The sequence below is a fragment of the Flagellimonas allohymeniacidonis genome, assembly GCF_004296335.1.
Taxonomy (GTDB): domain Bacteria; phylum Bacteroidota; class Bacteroidia; order Flavobacteriales; family Flavobacteriaceae; genus Flagellimonas; species Flagellimonas allohymeniacidonis.
This window is the reverse complement of sequence record NZ_SGIU01000002.1, coordinates 1,193,203-1,217,029: the sequence shown is the minus strand read 5'-3', so window position 1 is coordinate 1,217,029 and position 23,827 is coordinate 1,193,203. Positions and strand designations below refer to the sequence as shown.

Here is a 23,827-nt window from a genome sequence, read left to right as displayed (position 1 = left end):
TTTGTCAAAAATCTAACAAATCAGCTTTAAAAAGTTATAAAATGTCAAATGTTGCTGCTGCTACTTTCGGATTGGACGAAGCCCTTGAACAACTTGGGCTAGGCGAAATCAATGAAGGAACCTCAACAGGTTCCAATAACTTTGGGTCTGGCGAAGTCATCGAATCCTACTCCCCGGTTGATGGAGACTTAATTGGAAAAGTGACCACAACTTCCAAAGAAGATTATGAAAAGGTAATGACAGCAGCTTCCCAGGCTTTTACTTTTTGGCGAAAAGTTCCTGCCCCCCAACGTGGTGAGGTTGTTCGTCAATTTGGGGAAAAGCTTCGCGAACTCAAGGAACCCCTTGGCAAATTGGTATCCTACGAGATGGGAAAATCCTATCAAGAAGGTCTGGGTGAAGTGCAAGAAATGATTGACATTTGTGATTTTGCGGTCGGACTTTCAAGACAACTTCACGGACTCACCATGCATTCTGAAAGACCGGGCCATCGCATGTATGAACAATATCATCCACTGGGTGTTGTGGGCATTATTTCAGCATTTAACTTCCCTGTTGCCGTTTGGTCTTGGAATACCGCTTTAGCCTGGATTTGTGGTGATGTTTGTGTTTGGAAGCCTTCTGAAAAAACACCCCTGTGCGGTGTGGCATGCCAAAACATTATTGCCGAAGTGTTGAAAGAAAATAATCTCCCTGAGGGAATTTCTTGTCTGATCAACGGGGACTACAAAGTAGGTGAATTTATGACCCATGATAAACGCGTTCCCTTGGTTTCGGCAACAGGATCCATCCGCATGGGGAAAATTGTAGCACAAGCCGTTGCAGCACGTCTTGGAAAATCTTTGTTGGAACTGGGAGGTAACAATGCCATCATCGTGACTCCGGATGCTGATATCAAAATGACTGTCATTGGTGCCGTTTTTGGAGCTGTAGGAACGGCAGGGCAACGATGTACCTCAACCCGAAGGCTGATCATTCATGATTCTATGTATGACCAAGTAAAGAAGGCTTTGGTCGACGCTTATCGACAATTGCGCATTGGCAATCCATTGGATGAGAACAACCACGTAGGCCCATTAATTGACAAAGATGCTGTGAAAATGTATGAAGCCGCTCTGGAAAAAGTAAAAACTGAAGGTGGAAACATTCTAGTGGAAGGTGGGGTTCTCACTGGTGAGGCTTATGAAAGTGGTTGTTATGTAAAGCCTGCCATAGTCGAAGCTGAAAATTCGTTTGATATCGTTCAAGAAGAAACATTTGCCCCAATTTTATACCTACTTAAGTATTCGGGAGGGGTTGAAAATGCCATTGCCATCCAAAATGGAGTGGTACAGGGACTCTCCTCTGCAATCATGACCAACAATTTGAGGGAAGCTGAACAATTTCTTTCCGCCGCAGGAAGTGACTGTGGAATTGCCAACGTAAATATTGGGACTTCAGGAGCTGAAATTGGTGGTGCCTTTGGTGGAGAGAAAGAAACAGGGGGCGGGCGTGAAAGTGGCTCCGACGCATGGAAAATTTACATGAGACGACAAACCAACACCATTAATTACACTACCGAACTGCCCTTGGCACAAGGCATAAAATTCGACTTGTAGGCTAAAAGTCTCAACTCAGCTCACTTAAATTTTTGAAGGAATTTTTCAAGGTTTCTTCTGGGTTGGGTGCAATATCCCGTTCTAGATAGTAATGCTCAACACCAGAAGCCTTGGCCTGTTTTATAATTCCGGCAATATCATAAACGCCATCGCCTGGGTCGCTCATCAATGGAAATCCGGCCATCCATTGCTCCGGCGAACCGCCATCGCCCGAAAATCTAAACTCTTGCGAGGCATCTTTCAAGTGGAGCATTTTGTAATGGGTGGGATAATCTTTTAGAAATTGGATGGGGTCTGCTCCAGCCGCCTGCATCCAGAATATATCCAACTCGAATTTGACATAATCAGAATTCGTGTTTTGTAATAAATAATGCATGGGAATTTTGCCATCCCGTTCCACATGTTCATAACCATGATTGTGGTAAACAAACTGAATGCCGTATGGGCTCATTTTCTCCCCAAAACCATTAAACTCCTCTACAAACCTTTTGTAGTGGTCCAGGGTATTTTTCTCTTCTTGAATGGCTGGCAATACCAAATACTTGATTTCCAACTTCGCCACCTCATCCAACATTTTATCCAATTCTTTCCGAAGTGTAATGAAATCAGTATGCATGGAAGGAACGGACAGACCAGAATCCTTTAAAAGTTGAGCGGTTTCCTCAATGGAATAGCCATAAAAAGCATCGTTCTCCAATCCTAACATAGGTTTAAATTGGTTCCATGCGTCCTTGGCTTCCTGTGCACTGAAAGGATAAGGTCCAAATAGTTCGACTTCCTTATATCCCAATTCAGAAATCAATTGAAGCGTACCTTTAAAATCCTTATCCACCATTTTGGGAACGGTAAACAATTGAACCCCTAAGGCTATTTTTTCCTCTAAGTTTTGTGAAATCATGAGGTCGTTGAATTTTGTAAATGATGATGCCAAGGCTAAAGCACTAACACCGAACATTGTATTTTTTAGGGCTTCTCTTCGTTTCATTATGGGGTTTTTTTACGTCATTTTCTGCTTAAACTCATTCCTTGACCCTATATAAATAGGGTTTTCTTCGAGGAGCGTCCGCTTTGGGCTTCGGCAGTCGCTCAAAAATGCCCAGGGAAAGCATCTTTTTTTGAAACCGGCTCCGTTCCAATTTTTTGTCTAAAATCGTCTCATGCAATTGATGAAGTTCTGGCATGGTAAACTCTTCGGGCAGTAGATTAAAGGATATCTGTTCCAAGGTAATGTCCCTCTGCAACTGCTTCATGGCGGCCTCAGCTATATCGCCATGATCCATCCACATCGGAGGTAGTTGTTTTAAGTTATGCCACCCAAAGGCCTGTTGCCATTCCCCTCCTGTGGGATTGGTTTTTTCAATATCCACTAGGGCATAATATGCCAAGGAAACAAATCTTTGGTTGATCCAAAGATCTTTATGCCAAGGTAGGCCCGCTTTGGTGGCAATTTTCTCAAACTCATTGGTAAAACTTCGGTCTTTGTTTCCGAATACCTGAAAGAGTTTTAGGTATGATCGCTTCAATCCCGTACGCTCTTCCAACACGCGAACCGCAGCATAATCTGTAGATTCTTCACGGCCAACATATCCTCCGGGCAAGGTCCACTTGCCCTCAAACTCAAGCAATAAAATTTTGAGTTCCCCTTCCTGAAAACCCATGATTGCAATATCCAGGGAAAGGTTTGGTAAGAATAACTCCTCACCTCGTTCCAAAAACTCATCCATGTCCATGGTTTAAAGTTAGTAGAAAAAATATTTGTGGCAAAGCGCCACATTAAATATATTTGTGGCAAAATGCCATAAATTCCCTTTATCATGAAAACCTTCAAAAAAATACTGCTCAAAACCCTAAAATTTCTTGGTGTTTTCCTGTTATTCCTATTGATTGCGGCAGGTATCGTCTACTACAACAGTGTGAATTATAGCATGCCTTCATTGCATACAAAAGAAGTGGCATCGACCGCCCTTACCTCCGATACCGATTTCAAAAAACTCGCCAAAGAACTTGTAGCGCAGATGACTTTGAAGGAAAAAGTAAAACAAATGTATGGGGAAAAGTATGCTGGTGGATTGGCTAAGATGTTGATTAATTTTTTGGGCAGAGGTCGATTTCCCCATATTTATGTTGGTGAAAATGAACGTTTGGGGATTCCTCCGTGGGTATTGTCCGATGGTCCCAGAGGAGCTCGGGTAAGAGATAAGTCGGTGGAAGGTGTTACTACTTTTCCGGTTGCAATGGCACGGGGGGCAAGTTGGAATATCGAATTGGAACAACAGATCCATGAGGTCATTGCTTCAGAAATACGTGCCAACCAAGTCAATTATGCTGCTACACCTTGTATCAACCTGTTGCGACACCCTGGTTGGGGACGAGCACAGGAAACCTATGGCGAAGACCCATGGCTACTTGGGGAGTTTGGTGTTGCAGCAGTCAAAGGTATCGAGAAGCACAAGGTCATGGCATGTCCCAAACATTTTGCTCTGAACAGCATTGAAAACTCACGCTGGGTAATTGATATTACCGTGGACGACCGAACCCTGCATGAGGTGTACCTGCCCCATTTCAAGAAAACAGTGCAAGAAGGAAAACCTGCATCCATTATGAGTGCCTACAATGCGGTAAACGGGGAGTTTTGTGGGAGCAATAAAAGACTTTTGACCGACATTTTAAGAGATGACTGGGGGTTTGATGGTTTTGTCACAACAGATTGGTTCTACGGCCTCTATGATGGCATAGGGGGCGTAAAGGCCGGCCTGAATGTTGAAATGCCAGTACGACAGGCTTATAATTATGAAGCAATTGAAAAAGGCATTCAAAATGGAGAGATATCTGAAGCCGATATAGATACATTGGTGGTTCAATCACTCGCTACTCGATTAAAATATGCGTTCGTAGATGACCAAGGGCAATACCCTCAGGATATTATCGGCCAACCCTCAAGTATTGATTTAGCGAGGATAGCTGCCGAGGAAGGTATGGTCCTTCTTAAAAATGAAAATGTGCTCCCTTTCAAAAAGGAAAGTGGAAAAACCATCGCCGTTATCGGTCGTTTGGCGAATCTGGAAAACACAGGAGATCATGGCAGTAGTGATTCCACTCCAATCTATGTGACCACACCTTTTGAAGGTATCAAAACACATCAGGAAGCCTTGGGCAACACAGTGATTCTAAATGATGGCAGCGATGTAGCGTCAGCCAAGGCATTGGCCCAAAGAGCTGACGAGGTAATTCTCTTGGTTGGCTTTACACATGAGGACGAAGGGGAATTTATCGTTTGGAAACGCGAAACCATGGAGGCCTCTGCTGAAGCAGGTAAATTCTTGGGGGATACCAAAATAGGAGGTGATCGCGAAAATCTTCGACTGAACCAGCCCGATGAGGCATTGATCAAAGCACTTTCTCCTACCAACCAAAATCTAGCGGTGGTCTATGTCGGTGGTAGTGCCATTGATTTATCTCCTTGGGAAAATGAAGTACCTGCCATTCTCTTCTCATGGTATTCTGGAATGGAAGGAGGTACTGCTCTTGCCCATATTCTTTATGGAGATGTAAATCCCAGTGGAAAACTACCTTTTAGCATAGCCAAGGACCAAAAGGACTATCCAGAATTCAAGCCTTTTACCAAAAAAGCCACCTACGATTATTACCACGGCTATACCCTTTTTGATAAAAAGAACATTGACCCCGCCTATCCATTTGGCTTTGGAAAAAGCTATTCCAATTTTGCATATGACAGTTTGAGTGTGGTTAAAAATGAAATTGGCTTAGATGACCTTCTTGAAGTAGAAGTACAGGTGACCAATACCAGTACCATTGCAGGAAAGGAAGTGATTCAGTTATACGTCGGGTTTTCCAATTCAGAGGTTGACAGGCCCATTAAACTGCTTCGAGACTTTAAAAAAATCCTTTTGGAACCCAACGAAACCAAAAAAGTAAAGCTGGAAGTCAGTGTCAAAGATTTGGCCTGGTATAATCCAGAAAATGAAGGGTGGGAAATCGAGATAATGGACTATGAATTGTATGTTGGTAGTTCTTCAAGAGAGAAAGATTTATTAAAGACCACGTTCACAGTGAATAAAAAAAACGCCGGTTTCCGATGAACCTGAAACCGGCAGTCTTTAAACCAACTTAACTAACTCAAACTTAAATTAAAACCCTATTTCAATGCCGGATCTTCGTCGGGAGAAATAGGGTCCCTTATGTTTTCTTATACTAAATTCTTAAAAAAATTACTGTAAACTATAGGCTTACGTATCAGTGGTTCCAAATTGTGTATAGTTGGCACTTTTCCTTATATCTTCTGTTTGTAGATTATTCGGATTGATTTTCTAATTCTCTCAGATTCTTATAGTTAATTCAAAAAAATTAGCATTTTTTTAATACATTGTAGAAACGAACATTAACCTTGGGTACTGATGAAAACGACCTCGGCCTACCTACTGGGCATTTTGTTTACCATACTAATTGGTACCCTACTGTATTGGAAATTGTGTAGTTCTTGCCGCCTAGATAGTGCAACTATGGGTGAGGTCACAAATGAAACACCTTCCCGGGATATTGAGAAAAATATCAGTCCCATATACTCCCTTAGCTTTAAACAAGATGGGTACGCTTTTAGTTCTTCGGATAACTTTAGCTTTAAAAACTCCTCACCTTCCTTTATTATGCCCATCTCCTCTGAAATGAGGAACGGTTTGGCCAGTTTAAAGGAGTATTTGATAGAAAATCCTGGGAAATTTGTTGAGATTACGGGGTATTACACTTCTCAGGAAGAAAATTTCACCCCATTCGATAATCTGGGTTTGGCTAGGGCCAACTCGGTAAAAAATCATTTTGTGATGAGTGGTATCCCCACTTCTCAAGTGCAGCCCTTTGGTCAGTTATCCAAAGAAATGGTTTCTGACAAGGACATTTTCTTCGGACCAGTTTCTTATGAGATCAAGGCTATTTTGAAAGACAAAGACTCTTCGAGTACAGAAGCCCCATAACTTTAACTAATAATCAGCAAACCTCGATTTATGAATTTTGAAAATCTAAATATTTGGTGCTGGATAATTCCAGCTTTGGTGGGAATCATTTCAGGCATACTTGGATATCTTATTGGAAAGGCTCAAAACTCTGATTTGCAAATGGAATCCCCTGAAGCAAAAAAATTAGAGGAGGAAAATGCGAAGCTCAAGGCAGATCTCGAAGCCTGTACCCAAAAACTAAGTGCCAAAACACAAAGTAGTGTGGAGAAAACCGCCTTGACTTCTTCCCCAAAGGAAAAGGAAACTAAATCAAAAGCTCGTTTTGATGCCAACGCTGCAAAGGCCGCTTTTGGAAAACGAGTTAAAGAGAATGACCTAAAACTTGTGGAAGGTATTGGTCCCAAAATTGAAGGTTTGTTCCATAATTTTGGAATAAAAACATGGAAGGCCCTTTCTGAGGTTTCTACGGATAAATGCCAAGAGGTGCTGAATTCCGGTGGGGACCGTTACCGTATCCACGATCCAGCTTCTTGGCCCATGCAGGCTAAAATGGCACATAAAGGTCAATGGAAGGAATTGGCCAAGTGGCAAGATGATCACAAAGCTGGAAAATTCTGACACCTTAATTTCTTCCTCTTTCTCCTGGATAAAAGGTGTGGACAGGATCACTTTGCCAAAACTCTTTGGTATTTACATCCATCAGGGTCAATTTGCCTTTAAAGGCTGCACCAGTGTCTACATTCCAAACATTTGCCGCCTTTTTTGGCAGTACTTCCCCAGTTTTGGAAATCGGGGTGTGTCCTATAAAAATCTCTGTATAGTGGGATAATCTTTTAGGGAAATCCTCATCGCTTGGACTGAGTTTGGAATCAATAGCCTTGGCAAGCTCCCAAAGGGTTCGGTCCCAGTAAAAAAGTTGGTCAAAATACTCAAAGTCGACACCTTTTAAGTTGGTAAACCCTGCATGAACAAAGAGTCTGTTATCCTCTGACAAGTAGTAATTCTCCAACGCATCATAAAATTCAACATGCGAATGCCAAGTTTCCTTATCAGTTTGCAAATAGGAAGCTCGGGTCGCTGCTCCTCCATGTGCAAGCCATTGTGGGTTTTCCTTTTGGGTTAGCAACCACTCCTTGCAAAGTTCATCATGGTTGCCCCTAATGAATTTGCAGTTGTAATTTTGTTTTAGCCCAATTAGAAAATCAACAGTTTCCACAGCGGTACTCCAAGCATCCACATAGTCTCCAAGAAAAATCAGTTGGTCTTTTTGGGTTACTTGGGCCCGTTCCAGGAGTTGTTCCAAAGCATACAGTCCAGAATGGACATCTCCAATCACAAGGGTTCGCATGTGCCAAATTTTTCGCAATAATACGCAGGAAACTGTTGCTAAGTCCAAAAAGTTTACGAATACATTAACCCGCCAGCTTCGTCTTGTTGGTTTTTTTCCTACCAAAATCTTAGGTTAACAGTGTATTTCATCGATTTTCGTAAGAAAGCTTTAACAAGAATTTAAGTTTTTTTTATATTGAAAGGCTAACTTTTTCAAAGACACTACATATGAAAAGACCTCTACTCTCTAAACATCTTTTTTCTTTTATTATCAGTTTTTTGCTCGTCCTTTCCTCAGGTCTGGCACAACAACTTAAAAGAACACATGACGATGCCCCGCAGAAAGGGCATAATTTGTATAAACAATCCAAATTATATGATAGTAAAAAGGGTCCTGTAGGTGCCAAACCTAAAGCCATAGGTGATCGGGCCCTGGACCGACTTGCCTATGAAGCCAGACTATTACAAGACCCGGTTTCAAAGCGGATACCAGATAATATTCTAACTAAGGAAGCAGAGTTTTCGGATAAGATTGCTCCAACCAATGTGCAACAAGAAATGTCTAAAACTTATGGCACCGAGGCCTCTAAAAGACGATATTTCTATTGGAGGGGCCGTGGTCCTGCCAACGTAGGAGGTCGTACCCGTGCCTTAGCATTAGACATGAGAAATGAAAACACCATTTTGGCCGGTGGAGTATCCGGTGGCCTCTGGAGATCTACAGATGCCGGCTCGAGCTGGAGAAGGGTAACCCGCAAGTGGCAATCGCCCAGCATTACGGCCATTGCACAAGATCCCAGAAAGAACAGGCAAAATGTATGGTATTATGCGTCAGGGGAGCGATTTGGAAACTCCGCGGGAGCACCAGGTGCCTTTTACCAAGGCTCAGGTATTTTTAAATCATTCAACAATGGAAGAAGCTGGATTCGAATGCGTAACACTACAGATAACGATGTTACTTCTTTCTCTTCCTTCGATTTAATTAACAGTATAATAGTTCACCCGAAAAATGGGGATGTCTATGCCGCTACTTTTGATGGTTTGTTCCGTTCCCAAGATGGCGCCCGAAATTTTGAAGAAGTCCTCCCAAGCGGGTTTGACAGTCAAACGGAAGTCATTGTTACCCCAAGTGGAACACTTTATGCAACCGTGGACATTTTTGGTAATGAAAATGCCGGTTTCTACACTTCGGAAGATGGAGACACTTGGACCAACATCACTCCTGAAGGGATATTTCCTTCCTACGGAAGGACCATAATGGCTTTTGACCCTTCCGATGAAAATCGTGTTTATTTCTTTTCCTATGATCTAAGCAATTTTGGAGAAGCTTTCCTTTGGAGATATCAAGCGGATGCAGCAACTCCAGAAGAGCAATGGGTTGATTTAACCGCCAACCTCCCAACCAACGTTGGTGGTATAGCAGGGAATTTGAACCTTCAAGGAGCTTATAACATGGTAATTAAGGTTCATCCTACGAACCCTGATATCGTTTTTGTCGGTGGTACCAATTTATACCGTTCCACAACCGGTTTCACAACACCCACCGGATTTGAAGGTTGGATCGGTGGCTATACGATTTTCAGTAATAGTTTCGCCCTATATCCAAACCATCACCCCGATCAACATAATTTGGTGTTTTTGCCATCAAATCCAAATAAGGCCATTTCGGCAAACGATGGTGGAGTGCAAGTAACCGAGGATATCACCATTACCTCAGAACCTGTGACCTGGACTTCCTTAAACAATGGCTATATCACCACACAACCTTATGCCATTGCCATTGATCCAGAGGGCAATAGTCAAGATATTGTTGCAGGTTTTCAGGATAATGGAACTTGGTTCACCAATTCTACCAATGGAAATGACCCTTGGGAAAGTGATTTCAGTGGTGACGGATCCTATAATGCCATAGCTGACGGAGGCCTTACCCGGTATGTCTCTGCCCAGTTCGGGAATGTGTATCGGTTCAATTTTAACGAAGCTGGGGAATTCATTTCCTTTACACGCGTTCAGCCTGCTGGTGCCAGTGGTTTTGATTTTGTTGCGCCATTTGTGCTCGACCCTATCAATGACAACATTATGTATATGCCCGCTGGAGATCGAATGTGGAGAAACAACAACTTGGATGAAGTTCCATTGTTTTCCAACGCCCCTGCGACCGTAAACTGGGTTCAACAGACGCAAACTGCCACCCCTGATGGATCTGTAATCTCCGGATTGGATGTCTCGAGATTCCCTGTGGCTAACCGCTTATACTACGGTACTTCCTCTGGATTGATTTTTAAAGTTGAAAACGCCAACCTGGATGATCAAACTCCTGTGGATATTTCAAGTGGGAAAGGACTTCCAACGGGAAATATCAATCAGATCTATGTGGATCCCAACAATTCCGATCGGGTATTTGCAGTCTTTTCCAACTATAATATCGTCAGTGTTTTTATGAGCAAAAATGCCGGTGAAACATGGGAAAGTATTAGTGGAAATCTTGAAGAAAACAAAGATGGAACAGGAAATGGGCCGTCGGTTCGATGGTTTTCCATTGGTGGAAACAACAACCTTTATTATGCTGGAACCAGTACAGGGCTATATGTTTCTTTCCGTTTGAATGGGGACAGAACCCGATGGTTTAAGGAACCTTTTGTGGTTGGGAATGTTGTAGTTCCGCAAATTCGTACAAGAAGTGATGGATTTGTGGCTGTGGCTGCTCATGGTAACGGGGTTTACAATGCCCGTTTTTATGCTTCCAAATCCCCGGAAGCTTCGCTGAGCACCGCTTACTTGCTGCCTGATATAACGCTTCCTGTCAATAATCCGCCCATTGAAGTGGATGTTACTGACCTTTTTGTCAGTTCAAAAGGAAAACCAATATCCGTAGAATTGACCAACTCCAATCCTAACTTTGTAACAGCCGTCTTGGAAGATGATACCATTTCGCTATCGTTTGCTCCAGATGTTGAAGGTTCAGCCGCAATAGGACTGGTTGCCACGTCTGGCAAGGAACAAGTAGCCGAGGGATTCACAGTGACCCTTACCGAGTTTCCCATTTATGACCAAAATGGCGCGGTAAGCAGTAGCAGCCCCTCACAAACATTCCTCGATTTTGGAGGTGCGTTGGCACAATCTGCAGACGACTTCATCATCCCGGAGGGTGAGCAATGGACCATAAACAACATCATCGCTTTTGGCGGGGCCAACAACAGCCCATTATTGGACAATGCCTCAGTTGTAGTTTATCAAGACAATGGAGGATTGCCCGGGGCTGTGGTATATGATAGTGGTGCATTTGCCCCATCATCAAATCCAACAGATGCCAATTTAAGTCTTGACCTTCCCGAAGCCTTGGTATTGGAATCAGGCACGTATTGGCTTTCTGTTTATGCAAATCTCAACTTCCTGCCCAATCAAACCCAGTGGTTCTGGTTGACCCAAGCAAGCCTTATTGGGAATGAGGCGTCATTTAGAGATCCAGCTGACCTTTTCGTCACTGGAGCTATTGATTGGACGCCGCAATCTGTTGCCTTTGGAGGTAATCCAGAAGATCAAATATTCCAGATTTTCGGTACGGTAAACAGAGCCGCCACCGGAGAGACAGCCTTGGAGATTCAACCTATGGGAGTCCCTGGAGAAGAAACCGGAGTACCTGAAAATTTAGCCACCTTGGAAACAGAGGTAATCACAGCTGTGTGGCCTAACCCATCTTCAGATTCGTTTTATTTTGCTCTGAAGAATTCTGAAAATAGAACGGTGAGTGCCCAAATTTTCAACATGGTGGGTCAAATGGTGTATGAAGAAAAGAATTGGGATGGTTCCAAACCTTTTGTCTGGAATGCTTCCAACTCCACACCAGGCATCTATTTTGTAAAGATTTTTGGACATAACATTAACGAGAACTTCAAGATTATCAAAAGATAAATCTGTTGTTAAACACTACTAATGGGAGAAGGGGTGATTTTATCGCCCCTTTTTTCTTTAACATCCAATACCTGTTCCATATCGTAGGTATATAAACTTTAGTTGTGAAATTCGTGGTCATCACTCTTTTTTTATGGCTAGTCGTAGCTTGTAGCCCAACCGATAATTCAGGGGAACCAGAAAACATCTTCAATGGGGAAGACATTCCCGTGGGGCAGCAATTGGGTAAAGACGAGATTCTGTTCACACTTAGAGTTATGCAACAAGCTTCTGAGGAAAAGGATGTATGTGGCACCGCCAAAAACAATGTCTTTACCATTGAGGTCATGGAAGTGCTTCAATACGGAAGCAGCGTTCGACAGAGACTCACCGAGGAACAACAGGTGGAAGTAGTCTTTCTAATGACAGAAAATACCCTGGAAAATGGTATGGTCATCGAAGCAAAAGCACGGGAAACCCTTTGTGCGAATACCACATCAACTTATTTTACTGTCATTGCCCACAAAATTTTGGACTAGCATCCGTTTTTCTCTTACCTTGGAACTTTAATTTCTTGTTGGAGGTATGAAAAAAGTGTTCTGTGTTGGGGAGCTACTTATAGACTTCGTGGCAGAAAACCAAGGGAGTAATCTTGCCGAGGCTTTGGAGTTTACCAAAAAAGCTGGGGGAGCACCGGCAAATGTTGCCTGTGCGATTGCCAAATTGGGAGGAAAAAGCATTTTTGTGGGAAGTGTTGGAGACGACCCGTTTGGTAGTTTCTTGCTCAATACCCTTAAAAATGAGGGCGTTGACATCTCACTGGCACAGATTTGTTCAACCTTCACAACCTTGGCCTTTGTATCGCTTGCTGAGGATGGCGAACGTGATTTTGTCTTTAGCCGAGGAGCAGATAAAGAACTTACTTATGATGCAAGCCTGAGAAAGGGTTTTCATGGCAACATGCTGCATTTGGGGGCTGCAACGGCCTTATTGGGAGGTCCATTGGAAACCTCGTACAGCAAATACCTGTTCGATGCACTTACCAAGGAAATGTTCATCAGCTTCGACCCCAATTACCGAAGTGACCTTTGGCGCGACGATGAAAAAAAATTCATTAAAAAATGCATGCCTTTTATTGAAAAGTCGCATTTGTGCAAGTTCAGTGAAGAAGAGGCTTTACTATTATCAGGCAAAACCGAGCTCGATGACGCTTGTGACTTTTTTCATGAAGTAGGAACAAAAATCATTGCCATTACCCTTGGTAAAAAAGGAACCTTGGTCAGTTCCAACAATACTAGGACCATTGTCCCCAGTATTGCCGTAAAGCCTGTGGATACCACAGGTGCCGGAGATGCATTTATTGGCTGTCTTTTATACCAGATTTCCAATCTCGACAATTATAATAAAGCCTTTGAGAACCGATTATTGCTAATCGATATGATTGAAATGGCAAACAAGGCTGGCGCATTGACGACAACCAATTACGGGGCTATTCCCTCACTGCCAACTAAAACACAGCTGGAAGTCTAATGAATCAGGCTGCGATACACCAACTCTTGACTTCAGGGGCGAAGCATAAAAAAGAAGATTCCCTTTTTGAGCTTCGTTTAGCCACGAACCTCGGGATTATTCAACATTTGTTCTTTTCCCTCTATCCCGAAGAAAAGTACGGCTCCAGTTTCAAAAAGCTACTTTCACTACTCCCAAAATTATTTGCCTCTAGACCAGATGATTTAAGGCAGCAGGATTTGTCAAGGATAAAATCGGGAAACTGGTACCAATCGGAGAAGTGGGTCGGAATGCAACTTTATGTTGAGCATTTCAATAAAGATTTAAAAGGGCTACAGGAAAAGATACCCTACTTTAAAAATCTCGGCATCAATTTTCTGCATTTGATGCCCATCACAAAAAGACCAAACGGAGAAAATGATGGGGGCTATGCGGTAAATAGCTATCATGAGGTCGACAAAAAGTACGGTACCAAAAAAGACTTAGAGAATCTTACAAATGCCTTGCGCAAAGAAGGCATTATTTTGATGCTTGATTTTGTGGTCAATCACACATCAGATGAATTTCCTTGGGCCAAAAAAGCCAAACAGGGGAACAAAAAATACCAGCGGTATTATTATACCTATGAAAACAGAACGATTCCCAATGAGTTTGAGAAATCGTTGCCCGAGGTATTCCCCGAAACCTCACCTGGCAATTACACCTTTATCCCAGAGATGGACCAATGGGTGATGACCGTTTTTAATGATTATCAGTGGGATTTGAACTATACCAATCCCGAGGTGTTTATGGAAATGTTGGCCAATCTTGTAAAGTTGGCCAATTTAGGGGTTGATATGGTTCGGTTTGATGCCTTGGCATTTCTTTGGAAAAAAATGGGAACCATTTCCCAAAACCTCCCGGAAGCGCATAGGGTTGTTAGTCTTTTCCGCATGTGTCTACAGGTTATCGCACCTGGAACCATTTTCTTAGCTGAGGCCATAGTTGCTCCAAAAGAAATAGTGAAATATTTCGGAGAGGGTGTACGAAGAGGCAATGAATGTGAAGTGGCCTACAATGCCTCCCTAATGGCCTTGTTATGGAATTCCATCGCGACCAAAAAAACAATTCTGCTGTACAAAAGTCTGGTAAGCGTTCCCTCCAAACCTAAGGATGGCACCTGGTTGAACTATGTTCGTTGCCATGATGATATTGGTTTAGGGTATGACGATGGGTTTATTTGGGAGATTGGCTGGAATCCCCAACAACATCGAAAGTTTCTTTTGGATTATTACTGCCAACGGTTGGATTGGTCTCCATCAAAGGGTTTGATGTTCATGTACAATCCAAAAACTGGGGATGGTCGTATCACCGGCAGTACAGCCTCTCTCTTAGGTTTGGAAAAAGGGATTAAGAAAAATGATGCTGAACTAACCAATGAGGCCATAGACAAAATAATATTGTTACATGCCATCATTTTTTCCTTTGCCGGTATCCCAATAGTCTATGCCGGTGATGAGATTGGTGCTTTGAATGACTATTCCTTCTTGGAAGATGAGGCAAAAAAAGAAGATAGCCGATGGGTGAACCGACCCCAACAAGACTGGGATGTAATCAAGGGCTTAAAGAATACCGAAAGCCCACAATCCAAAATTTTTCATGTCCTCAAAAAATTGATTTCCATCAGAAAAGCGTCATCCATTTTTGCAGATTCTGACAATACCGTTTTACATCATACCGGCAACGACCATATTTTGGTTTTTGAACGTACAGGCGGGACACAAAATGGGTTGTTGGTAGTTTGTAATTTTGATGAAAAGCCTCAGGTGATCGAGGCTACCTGGATTATGAAACTGGGCTATTTTACCAAAGGTGAGCCCAAAGATTTGATATCTGACCAAAAGATTACGGTTCAGAGCGGACTGTTGGAAGTGCATCCATATCAAGTTCTTTGGCTTGCGAAAAACTAGCTATACCTCACTTTTCTTAGAATGCGCAATGATTCCTTAAGCGATTGATAAACTTGAGCATTCCTTTTCTTAAGTAAATGGCGAGCATGGTCCATTTGCTCCTTTGCTTCCTCAAACCCATTCAGATAGCAAATCAAATATGAAGCAGGGAGATTGGTTAAATCCCGCTCCTCTGCTTTGTTTAATCTAATCTTCTTCTCCAGTTTTTGTAGGATGGAATTGTTGGCATTAAAAACGTGATGCAGGGTTTTCTTGTCATATTGGGGTGGTTCGAACACCAATTCACTATTTATAGAGTATTTTCCATTGTTGAAAAAAGTAATCACCATCTTCTCCAATGGATAGTACTTTTGCTGTGTTCCCAATCCCAATTGTACGTATTCCAACATCGAGAACGAATCCTCGTCATAGTCTATCGTTATCTCATCCAAAGCAGAATAAAACAGCTTTACTTGTTCATTGATCAACTCAATATCCACCCGAGAATAGTACTGTTCGCTCCTGACCTTCTTAACGTTCCCCGCCCAACAGACCACAAACTGTTCTTTGAAAACTTTGTAGTCACTTCGCAGGTCCGCATGACGAATATTGATAAAGTTAATGACCGCATCCAAGGTTAATTCAATGTTGTTTCGTGCATGTTGTTCAAGGGTTTCAACAACCTCGGAATTGATATCCTTAAGCTCGATGTCAAATGCTTTGGGAAGGCTTATGCTCCCCTCTCGAAAGAAAACAGATCCACCATAGTACTTCCAAATATTCTTTCGTAGTGCACAGACCTTTCCATTTGACCGAATGGTCACAAGCCCAACCACCTTACCCTCAGGTAAGTGAGGAAAAGGTATGTTTTCGTAGGAAATTATAGGTGGGTTATCCAGATAGGCGTTCACCAGGTTCTGAATCTTACTATCATCAAAAAAGTCTACACCAACAATTTTGTTGTCCTCATCTTCAACTCCGATAACTATAAAAGAATTGTTTTTCGGGTTACTATTCGCGAGAGCGCAGACATGCTTCAAAAATTTGCCTTTCCCTTCCCGTTCCCCTATCGAGATAAACCGTTTTTTGTCGTAGAAACTGTTTTCATCGTTATGGGCCAATAAGTTTTTTACAAGCAGGCGTTTATTGATCATAACTCCTTCTTCACGATGGTGCTGCTTGCCTGGGTAGTGGGCAAGACCACCAAATCTGCGATGTTTACATGATACGGTCTTGTAAGAACAAAATAAATAATCTCGGCAATATCCTCCGGTTTTAAGGGTTGGTACCCTTTATACACCGTTGCAGCTCTTTGTGCGTCCCCTTTAAAACGTACATCGCTGAATTCGGTCTCCACCAATCCAGGATTTACTGCCCCGACGCGAATTCCATGTTCATTCAAATCCAATCGCATTCCTTGATTAATGGCATCTACGGCATGCTTGCTCGCACAGTACACATTCCCTTTTGGATAAACCTCTTTACCGGCTAAGGAGCCAATATTGATAATATGCCCCGCTTTGCGTTCCACCATTTGAGGCAAAATCGCCTTTGAAACATAGAGCAATCCCTTCACATTAATATCGAGCATTGCCTCCCAATCCTCTGTGCTTCCTTGGTCAATCGGATCTAAACCATGAGCATTGCCCGCATTGTTGATAAGCACATCAATTTGTCTAAAATCAGTAGGTAGGGATTGAACCGCCTTGAATACCTCATCCTTATCGCGAACATCAAATTGTAAGGTATGTACTTGGGTTTTTGCCCAAAGCTCTTTCTTTAGTTGTGCTAAGCGCTCTTCTCGTCTCCCGCATAGGATTAGATTGAAGCCATTGGACCCCAAGATTTCCGCGGTAGCTTTACCAATACCGCTGGTAGCTCCTGTAATTAAAACTGTCATTGCCTGCATTTCCATTTTTTAAGGGACTTCATGTCCGTTGCTGGCTTCCAACAATAAAAACCAATCTTGTAATTCAAGGTGTATTGAAGCAGCCTGAACGGACAATTCCAATCGCTCTTTGGTAGTCGTGCCAATTACTGGGTAAACTCCCGCCGGATGTCTCAAAAGCCAAGCCAAAAGAAGTTGGCTCTCCTCAACATCATACTTTCCCTTTAACTGGGAAAGGACCTCTTTAATTCGGTTCGTTCGTTCATTTTTCTCCCGAAAAACAATCCCCAATGGGCTCCAAGCCATTGCTGTTCTATTCTGGGCGATACAATCATCAAAAGTACCATCATACATTGGGGAGCAATGCGTTAAGGAGAATTCTACTTGATTCGCGGAAATAGGAACAGCTTTTTCAACCATCGCTATCTGCGAAGGCGTAAAGTTCGAAACCCCAAAGTTTCTAATTTTTCCACTCGCCAATAAACTGTCAATTGCAGCGGCAATCTCATCGGGTTCGATTAACGGACTGGGCCGGTGCAACAAGAACAGGTCGAGATACTCGGTGTTCAGTTTCCTTAGCGATTCCTCTGCCGACCCGATGATGTAGTTTTTGTCGTATTGGTAGTGTTTCAATTTGTTGGGCCGACCCGAAGTCATTTGTATGCCACACTTCGTAATCAACTGTATTTGATCTCTCGGAATGTCGCTTTCGGCGAAAGCCTTTCCAAAGTCTTGTTCCGTAGAATAATCCCCATAAATGTCAGCATGGTCAAAGGTGGTCAAACCTATCTCCACGCAGTGCTGCATTAAATCAATAATCTGCCTTTTGGAAAGCTGTTTGCCCCAGCTTCCCCAAGTCATTGTTCCAGCAATAATTTTGGAAAAGTTATTTGAGTCTTCCATGGATGGTGAAAATATAAAATTAAACCCTTAAATACTTCCTAAAACTGCGGCCTTCGCGTTTTTTTTAACCATTAATTAACAGGGGCTTTTTAAATTAATTTTCATTTTGCACTCCTTAGGAAAACACTAGCATTAACACCTTACCGGAAAAGATTGTATGGAAGAAACTACTACTATTGATATTAGCGCAGTGAACGAGAAAATTGCCCAGGAAAGTGCTTTTATTGATTTGCTTACCACCGAAATGAACAAGGCCATTGTAGGTCAGAAGCATATGGTGGAGCGACTGCTTATAGGCCTATTGGGACAAGGCCATATCTTGTTGGAAGGAGTTCCAGGTCTCGCCAAGACCCTGGCCATAAACAGTTTGGCAAAAGCGGTTAAAGGCAGTTTCAGCAGAATTCAGTTTACACCAGATTTACTCCCGGCAGATGTCATTGGTACCTTGATCTATAATATCAAGGAGAATGACTTTTCCATCAAAAAAGGGCCCATCTTCGCAAATTTTGTACTTGCAGATGAGATTAACCGTGCCCCGGCCAAGGTACAGTCGGCTTTGTTGGAAGCTATGCAGGAAAGGCAGGTAACCATTGGGGATGAAACCTTTAAATTGGACGCTCCTTTTTTGGTTATGGCAACACAAAACCCTGTGGAACAAGAAGGTACTTATCCACTTCCTGAAGCGCAGGTCGACCGATTTATGTTGAAAACGATTATCGACTATCCTAAATTGAACGAAGAACAACTCATCATCCGTCAAAATTTAAAAGGCGACCACGAACCCATTAAGCCAGTGGTTACACTGAAGCAAATTTTAAGTGCACAGAAGGCAGCTAGGGAAGTTTATATGGATGAGAAAATTGAAAAATATATTCTGGATTTGGTTTTTGCCACCCGTTATCCAGAAAAATACGACCTTGAAAATCTAAAACCCCTTATCAGTTTTGGAGCTTCTCCCCGAGGAAGTATCAATTTGGCAAACGCTTCCAAATGCTATGCTTTTATAAAAAGAAGAGGATATGTTATTCCTGAAGATGTGCGGGCCGTTGTACACGATGTGCTGCGTCATCGAATCGGAATCACCTATGAAGCAGAGGCAGAAAATGTGACGTCTGAAGAAATTATCAATAAGATTGTCAACGAAGTGGAAGTACCTTAAAGGTTCAACCTCTTGGTAGAAGTAGCGATGCTTCGCTCGAATACGGAAACCCTTCTTCCTTGAACCAAAATGGATACAAAAGAGTTACTTAAAAAAGTACGTAAGATTGAAATAAAGACTCGCCGTCTTTCAGACCATATATTTGGCGGTGAGTATCATTCCACTTTTAAGGGAAGGGGAATGACCTTCAGCGAGGTTCGACAGTATCAATTTGGTGACGATGTCCGTTCCATAGATTGGAACGTAACCGCACGTTACAACGAACCTTATGTGAAGGTTTTTGAGGAAGAACGGGAGCTGACCATGATGCTCATGGTGGATGTGAGTGGCTCTGAACTATTTGGCACCACCAAACAATTCAAAAAGGAAGTAATTACCGAAATTTCTGCGACATTGGCTTTTTCGGCTTTGCAGAACAACGACAAGGTGGGGCTTATTCTTTTTTCAGATGAAGTGGAGTTGTTTATTCCTCCCAAAAAAGGAAAAAGCCATATTCTTAGAATTATCAGGGAGCTTTTGGAGTTTTCTCCCCAGAGCAGTAAAACAAATCTTTCAGAGGCGCTTAAGTTTTTGACGAATGTGATGAAAAAGAAAGCCATAGTGTTTGTTCTTTCTGATTTCATAGCGGACGACTACGATAATACACTCCGCATTGTGGGAAACAAGCACGATGTTACGGGAATACGGGTCTATGACGAAAGGGAAGAATCGATGCCAAATTTGGGGATGGTTCAAATGCAGGATGCAGAAACCGGTGTGTTGGAATTGGTGAACACCCAATCAAAAAAAGTTCGGTACGCCTATGGTGAATTTCATAACAACAAAGTGGCTTATTTTCATGATTCATTTACCAAATCGGGCAGTGGGGTAATACATTGCAGAGTTGATGAAAGCTACGTGAAAAAGTTGTTGGCCTATTTTAAAAGAAGGGGATGATGAGGTTGAAGATGGTGAATTGGGAAATTAAGAAAGGGACTGTTTCGGCAATTCTGTTGCTATCTATTTGTGCAGTTTTATCTCCTGCTACAGGCTTTTCCCAAAAAGCTCCCAAGGTTCAAACTGAAATTGATACCACCTCCATCAAGATTGGGGAGCAGATTAAATACAAGATTACGGTTGAGGTCGATTCAACGGATATTGTCCATTTCCCGGAGGGACAAACATTCTCACCCTTGGAAAGTGTTGAGGCCCTTTTGACGGACACCACAAAAAATAAAAATAGGCTCACCTTGCAGCGCATTTATGCACTCACACAATTTGATAGCGGTACATATACCATTCCTCCGCAGCGAATAGCCATTAATGAACAGCCTTTTTTTACCGATTCCTTTAATATCAAGGTAGCCGATGTTGCAGTGGACACCACCAAACAGAAAATGTTTGACATCAAGCCCTTGATTCAGGTTGAACGGAGCAATGCTGAACTTTGGAAAACCCTTCTTTGGATAGTTCTTGGGCTGGCTATTATTGGGGGCTTGATCTACTGGTTTTTCTTGCGTAAAAAACCACTCACCGAAGAAGAAAAAGAAGCATTGTTGCCTCCTTACGATAGGGCACTTTTGGAATTGAAGCGTTTGGAAAATTCCAAATACCTGATTCAGGACGATTATAAGAAATACTACTCGGAATTGACCGCTATTGTTCGCTCCTATTTGGAAGAAGATGTTCACATATCTGCTTTGGAAAGCACAACGGCCGAACTGATTACAAAACTCGAGATGCTTATTGACTCTGGGGAGCTTAAACTTGAGGAAGAAACCATCAGGCAGTTTCAAAAAATACTGCAGACTGCAGACTTGGTGAAGTTTGCCCGGTCCAAACCCCCTACGTCGGTTGCTGAACAAGATAGAAAGCTTGTTGAGGATATCGTGGTCAAGACCCATGATGCCTTGCCCGAGCCGACGGAGGAAGAGCTGCTTCTAAACGAAGAATACCTGGAGGAGTTGGCAAGAAAAAAACAACGTAAAAGAATCTATTGGGCTGCTGCCATTTTCGCTGGCGTTCTGGTTTTAGGCTCCGGATTTTCGTTGGCTTTTTTCGGAGTAAAGCAGGTTAGGGATACGGTTTTCGGATATCCTACAAAAGAGTTGTTGGAGGGCGAATGGGTGTCTAGCTCATACGGGTATCCACCCATAGAATTGGAAACACCCGATGTGTTGGTTCGACAGGAAATAGAGCTTCCTCCAGAAACTGAGGAATTGATCAAGGAAATGCAAACCTTTACCTATGGAAGTTATGTTGGTATTTTCTCGGTGGCAACTAACTCCGTTACCTATAAAGAGCAGAATGACCCCAACTTTGAGGGAGCCATCACAGCAGTTTTAGGAAATTTTGAGAGTCTTGGTGTTCGCAATATTACCACCAAACAAGAGGAATTCACTACCAAATCTGGTGTTCAGGGATTAAGGACCTACGGTGCCGGAAGTTTAAAAACTCCTGGCAACAACAAATCCAAAAGAGCCAAATACAACATACTTTCCTTTGGAGGAAAAGGATTTATGCAACAGGTGATCATCACCTGGGAGGATGGAGATGATTATGCGGAACAAATCGTAAACCGAATATTGAATACGTTGGATGTAAAAACCCAGGTCTAAGTAATGTTTGATAATATAGAATTTGCCAATCCACAGTTTTTTTGGTTGCTACTATTGCTTCCTCTGGCGATAGCATGGTATCTTTTTAAAAGAAGACAAGAACTGGCCTCCCTTCGTATTTCAAGCATTCAAGGTTTTACTGTAAAAAGTTTGGCCTCAAAACTAAGGCCTCTTTTGTTCGTACTTCGTCTTCTGGCTCTAGCAGCGGTTATCACGGCTTTGGCAAGACCTCAAACCGAAGATATTTCCACAAGGACCAAAACAACCAAGGGTATCGATATTGTAATGGCCATTGATGTGTCATCAAGTATGTTGGCTAGAGATTTAAAGCCAAACCGCCTATCCGCACTCAAAGAGGTAGCTGCCAGCTTTATCAAAAAACGGCCGAATGATCGGATTGGCCTTGTGGGCTATGCCGGGGAAAGCTATACCAAAACCCCTATCACAAGTGATAAATCCATTGTTTTGGCGGCATTGAGGGAAATAACATATGGCGAGTTAGAGGATGGCACGGCAATCGGTATGGGGTTGGCCACGTCGGTAAATCGATTGAAAGAGAGCAAAGCCATAAGTAAAGTAATCATTCTTCTAACCGATGGTGTCAATAATTCAGGTTTTATTGAACCAAATACCGCTGCTGATTTGGCAGTGGAATTCGGAATCAAAACCTATACCATAGGTTTGGGCACCAACGGTAATGCCCTATCTCCAATTGCTTATAATCGTGATGGCTCTTTCAGGTATGGCATGCGCCAGGTAGAAATTGATGAAAAATTGTTGAAAGAAATTGCCCAAGCCACTGGAGGAAAATATTTCAGGGCCACGGACAACGAGAAGCTCGAAGAGATTTATGATGAGATCAATAAATTGGAAAAAACAGAAATTGAAGAATTCAAATATTACAAATACGAAGAAAAGTTTCGACCCCTTATATTTTTGGCAGGGCTCTTGCTGTTAGTGGAATGGGGATTGAGAAACTCGCTTTTTAAAAGTTTTATTTAAAGATTCATGATTCAGTTTGACGAAAAAATATACTTCTACCTGTTGGCCATCATCCCCGTGATGGTACTGGCCTTCTTTTTTCTTCAAATTTGGAAAAATCGCACACAAAAACACTTTGCCGATGCAAAGTTGTTGAAAAAGCTGGCACCCAACAGATCTCGTTTCAAATCTTCCTTAAAACTTATTTTCCTTTTGCTTGGACTAAGTTTTTTGATTCTTGGTCTGGTAAATCCTAAAATTGGCACAAAACTGGAGACGGTAAAGAGGGAAGGAGTGGATATCGTGTTTGCCGTGGATGTTTCCAAAAGTATGTTGGCCGAGGATATTGCACCCAATCGATTGGAAAAGGCAAAACGTTTGGTTTCAGAAATCATCAATCAATTGGCAAGTGATAGAATAGGCATTATTGCCTATGCAGGACAGGCTTACCCCCAACTGCCGATCACAACAGATTATGGGGCGGCCAAAATGTTCTTGCAGAGTATGAATACCAACATGCTGTCTTCCCAAGGTACGGCCATCGACGCCGCAATAAATCTGGCAAGCACCTACTACGATGATGAGGAGCAAACCAACCGGGTGTTGTTTATTGTTTCTGATGGGGAAGATCACTCTGAACGAAATACCATTGGAGCTGTAGACAATGCCATTCAAAATGGAATACGTGTTTTTACGGTTGGGGTGGGAAAATCAAAAGGTGCTCCCATTCCACTAAAACGGAATGGCGTAGTGGAAAGCCTGAAGAAAGACAATCAAGGAGAAGTGGTCATCACAAAATTGAACGAGGCCATCTTATTAGAAATTGCGGAAGAAGGCAATGGTGCCTACATTGATGGTTCCAATACCGAAAAAGCGGTTGAATACATAAAAGAGCAACTTGACCAGATGGACAAAAAGGAGTTCGAAGCCAAGCAATTTGCTGAATACAAGGACCAGTTTCAGTGGTTCTTGGGCATAGGCTTATTATTTTTATTTTTGGACATTTTCCTTCTGGATAGAAAAACAAGTTGGCTGAAGAAACTAAATCTTTTCAATGAACATGATGATGCATAA

General features: G+C 42.4%; 19 protein-coding genes. 13 read left to right on the top strand and 6 right to left on the bottom strand.

What is annotated here, in order from left to right; genetic code table 11:
- The first annotated feature begins 41 nt into the window (after window positions 1-41).
- Window positions 42-1,598: an L-piperidine-6-carboxylate dehydrogenase gene (gene amaB / locus EW142_RS13900; protein WP_130614823.1), complete on the top strand. Its 1,557-nt coding sequence runs from the start codon at window positions 42-44 to the stop codon at window positions 1,596-1,598.
- 10 nt (window positions 1,599-1,608) lie between these two features.
- On the opposite strand, the gene EW142_RS13895 is transcribed toward amaB, so the two are convergent.
- Window positions 1,609-2,583, bottom strand: a complete 975-nt coding sequence (locus tag EW142_RS13895) for a sugar phosphate isomerase/epimerase family protein (protein ID WP_130614821.1) — start codon at window positions 2,581-2,583, stop codon at window positions 1,609-1,611.
- A gap of 34 nt (window positions 2,584-2,617) precedes the next feature.
- Window positions 2,618-3,322 (bottom strand): NUDIX hydrolase, encoded by a 705-nt coding sequence (locus tag EW142_RS13890; RefSeq protein WP_165395285.1) that lies wholly within the window; start codon window positions 3,320-3,322, stop codon window positions 2,618-2,620.
- Window positions 3,323-3,412: 90 nt separating this feature from the next.
- On the opposite strand from EW142_RS13890, the gene EW142_RS13885 reads away from it, so the two are divergent.
- The 3 genes from EW142_RS13885 (at window position 3,413) to EW142_RS13875 (ending at window position 7,186) form a co-directional block, all read left to right on the top strand.
- The gene (locus EW142_RS13885) at window positions 3,413-5,698 is read left to right on the top strand and encodes a beta-glucosidase (RefSeq protein ID WP_130614818.1); all 2,286 of its coding nucleotides are present in this window, start codon (window positions 3,413-3,415) and stop codon (window positions 5,696-5,698) included.
- A 315-nt stretch (window positions 5,699-6,013) separates the two neighbouring features.
- Complete coding sequence (locus EW142_RS13880) at window positions 6,014-6,586, top strand: OmpA family protein (RefSeq protein ID WP_130614816.1); 573 nt, start codon at window positions 6,014-6,016, stop codon at window positions 6,584-6,586.
- Between the two features lie 30 nt (window positions 6,587-6,616).
- Window positions 6,617-7,186, top strand: a complete 570-nt coding sequence (locus tag EW142_RS13875) for a hypothetical protein (RefSeq protein ID WP_130614814.1) — start codon at window positions 6,617-6,619, stop codon at window positions 7,184-7,186.
- Between the two features lie 4 nt (window positions 7,187-7,190).
- On the opposite strand, the gene EW142_RS13870 is transcribed toward EW142_RS13875, so the two are convergent.
- On the bottom strand, window positions 7,191-7,916 hold the full coding sequence (locus tag EW142_RS13870) for a metallophosphoesterase family protein (protein WP_130614812.1): 726 nt from the start codon (window positions 7,914-7,916) through the stop codon (window positions 7,191-7,193).
- Window positions 7,917-8,125: 209 nt separating this feature from the next.
- On the opposite strand from EW142_RS13870, the gene EW142_RS13865 reads away from it, so the two are divergent.
- The 4 genes from EW142_RS13865 to EW142_RS13850 all read left to right on the top strand — a co-directional run bounded on the left by EW142_RS13865 (window position 8,126) and on the right by EW142_RS13850 (window position 15,246).
- Window positions 8,126-11,809 carry a T9SS type A sorting domain-containing protein gene (locus EW142_RS13865; protein WP_130614810.1) on the top strand — a complete coding sequence of 1,228 codons (3,684 nt, stop codon included), beginning with the start codon at window positions 8,126-8,128 and terminating at the stop codon, window positions 11,807-11,809.
- A gap of 104 nt (window positions 11,810-11,913) precedes the next feature.
- Window positions 11,914-12,327 (top strand): hypothetical protein, encoded by a 414-nt coding sequence (locus EW142_RS13860; RefSeq protein ID WP_130614808.1) that lies wholly within the window; start codon window positions 11,914-11,916, stop codon window positions 12,325-12,327.
- A gap of 46 nt (window positions 12,328-12,373) precedes the next feature.
- Window positions 12,374-13,318, top strand: coding sequence for a carbohydrate kinase family protein (locus EW142_RS13855; RefSeq protein WP_130614806.1), 945 nt, complete (start codon window positions 12,374-12,376; stop codon window positions 13,316-13,318).
- Window positions 13,318-15,246, top strand: coding sequence for an alpha-amylase family glycosyl hydrolase (locus EW142_RS13850; RefSeq protein ID WP_130614805.1), 1,929 nt, complete (start codon window positions 13,318-13,320; stop codon window positions 15,244-15,246). The genes EW142_RS13855 and EW142_RS13850 overlap by 1 nt, the downstream gene beginning before the upstream one ends.
- Here EW142_RS13850 and EW142_RS13845 read toward each other — a convergent pair.
- From EW142_RS13845 to EW142_RS13835, 3 genes are read right to left on the bottom strand one after another with little or no spacing between them, the layout of a single operon-like run.
- Window positions 15,243-16,379, bottom strand: a complete 1,137-nt coding sequence (locus EW142_RS13845) for an ATP-binding protein (protein WP_130614803.1) — start codon at window positions 16,377-16,379, stop codon at window positions 15,243-15,245. The two genes, EW142_RS13850 and EW142_RS13845, sit on opposite strands and share 4 nt — an antisense overlap.
- Entirely contained in the window at window positions 16,376-17,134 is a 759-nt protein-coding gene (locus EW142_RS13840; RefSeq protein ID WP_130614801.1) for an SDR family NAD(P)-dependent oxidoreductase, read from the bottom strand. Before EW142_RS13840 ends, EW142_RS13845 begins: the two co-directional genes overlap by 4 nt.
- A 9-nt stretch (window positions 17,135-17,143) precedes the next feature.
- Complete coding sequence (locus EW142_RS13835) at window positions 17,144-18,016, bottom strand: aldo/keto reductase (RefSeq protein ID WP_130614799.1); 873 nt, start codon at window positions 18,014-18,016, stop codon at window positions 17,144-17,146.
- Window positions 18,017-18,173: 157 nt separating this feature from the next.
- Between EW142_RS13835 and EW142_RS13830 the strand changes: the two genes are divergently transcribed.
- The 5 genes from EW142_RS13830 (at window position 18,174) to EW142_RS13810 (ending at window position 23,827) form a co-directional block, all read left to right on the top strand.
- A complete protein-coding gene (locus tag EW142_RS13830; protein WP_130614797.1) occupies window positions 18,174-19,175 on the top strand; it encodes an AAA family ATPase in 1,002 nt (333 codons plus the stop codon).
- 69 nt (window positions 19,176-19,244) lie between these two features.
- Window positions 19,245-20,111, top strand: coding sequence for a DUF58 domain-containing protein (locus tag EW142_RS13825; protein ID WP_130614795.1), 867 nt, complete (start codon window positions 19,245-19,247; stop codon window positions 20,109-20,111).
- On the top strand, window positions 20,111-21,772 hold the full coding sequence (locus EW142_RS13820; RefSeq protein WP_240740240.1) for a BatD family protein: 1,662 nt from the start codon (window positions 20,111-20,113) through the stop codon (window positions 21,770-21,772). The genes EW142_RS13825 and EW142_RS13820 overlap by 1 nt, the downstream gene beginning before the upstream one ends.
- Before the next feature lie 3 nt (window positions 21,773-21,775).
- On the top strand, window positions 21,776-22,774 hold the full coding sequence (locus EW142_RS13815; protein WP_130614793.1) for a vWA domain-containing protein: 999 nt from the start codon (window positions 21,776-21,778) through the stop codon (window positions 22,772-22,774).
- 6 nt (window positions 22,775-22,780) lie between these two features.
- On the top strand, window positions 22,781-23,827 hold the full coding sequence (locus EW142_RS13810) for a VWA domain-containing protein (protein WP_130614791.1): 1,047 nt from the start codon (window positions 22,781-22,783) through the stop codon (window positions 23,825-23,827).

Excerpts from the sequence above, each read along its gene's own strand:
- amaB (WP_130614823.1), top strand. The coding sequence starts at position 42 with ATGTCAAATGTTGCTGCTGCTACTTTCGGATTGGACGAAGCCCTTGAA.
- EW142_RS13895 (WP_130614821.1), bottom strand. The coding sequence starts at position 2,583 with ATGAAACGAAGAGAAGCCCTAAAAAATACAATGTTCGGTGTTAGTGCT.
- EW142_RS13890 (WP_165395285.1), bottom strand. The coding sequence starts at position 3,322 with ATGGATGAGTTTTTGGAACGAGGTGAGGAGTTATTCTTACCAAACCTT.
- EW142_RS13885 (WP_130614818.1), top strand. The coding sequence starts at position 3,413 with ATGAAAACCTTCAAAAAAATACTGCTCAAAACCCTAAAATTTCTTGGT.
- EW142_RS13880 (WP_130614816.1), top strand. The coding sequence starts at position 6,014 with ATGAAAACGACCTCGGCCTACCTACTGGGCATTTTGTTTACCATACTA.
- EW142_RS13875 (WP_130614814.1), top strand. The coding sequence starts at position 6,617 with ATGAATTTTGAAAATCTAAATATTTGGTGCTGGATAATTCCAGCTTTG.
- EW142_RS13870 (WP_130614812.1), bottom strand. The coding sequence starts at position 7,916 with ATGCGAACCCTTGTGATTGGAGATGTCCATTCTGGACTGTATGCTTTG.
- EW142_RS13865 (WP_130614810.1), top strand. The coding sequence starts at position 8,126 with ATGAAAAGACCTCTACTCTCTAAACATCTTTTTTCTTTTATTATCAGT.
- EW142_RS13855 (WP_130614806.1), top strand. The coding sequence starts at position 12,374 with ATGAAAAAAGTGTTCTGTGTTGGGGAGCTACTTATAGACTTCGTGGCA.
- EW142_RS13850 (WP_130614805.1), top strand. The coding sequence starts at position 13,318 with ATGAATCAGGCTGCGATACACCAACTCTTGACTTCAGGGGCGAAGCAT.
- EW142_RS13845 (WP_130614803.1), bottom strand. The coding sequence starts at position 16,379 with ATGATCAATAAACGCCTGCTTGTAAAAAACTTATTGGCCCATAACGAT.
- EW142_RS13840 (WP_130614801.1), bottom strand. The coding sequence starts at position 17,134 with ATGCAGGCAATGACAGTTTTAATTACAGGAGCTACCAGCGGTATTGGT.
- EW142_RS13835 (WP_130614799.1), bottom strand. The coding sequence starts at position 18,016 with ATGGAAGACTCAAATAACTTTTCCAAAATTATTGCTGGAACAATGACT.
- EW142_RS13830 (WP_130614797.1), top strand. The coding sequence starts at position 18,174 with ATGGAAGAAACTACTACTATTGATATTAGCGCAGTGAACGAGAAAATT.
- EW142_RS13825 (WP_130614795.1), top strand. The coding sequence starts at position 19,245 with ATGGATACAAAAGAGTTACTTAAAAAAGTACGTAAGATTGAAATAAAG.
- EW142_RS13820 (WP_240740240.1), top strand. The coding sequence starts at position 20,111 with ATGAGGTTGAAGATGGTGAATTGGGAAATTAAGAAAGGGACTGTTTCG.
- EW142_RS13815 (WP_130614793.1), top strand. The coding sequence starts at position 21,776 with ATGTTTGATAATATAGAATTTGCCAATCCACAGTTTTTTTGGTTGCTA.
- EW142_RS13810 (WP_130614791.1), top strand. The coding sequence starts at position 22,781 with ATGATTCAGTTTGACGAAAAAATATACTTCTACCTGTTGGCCATCATC.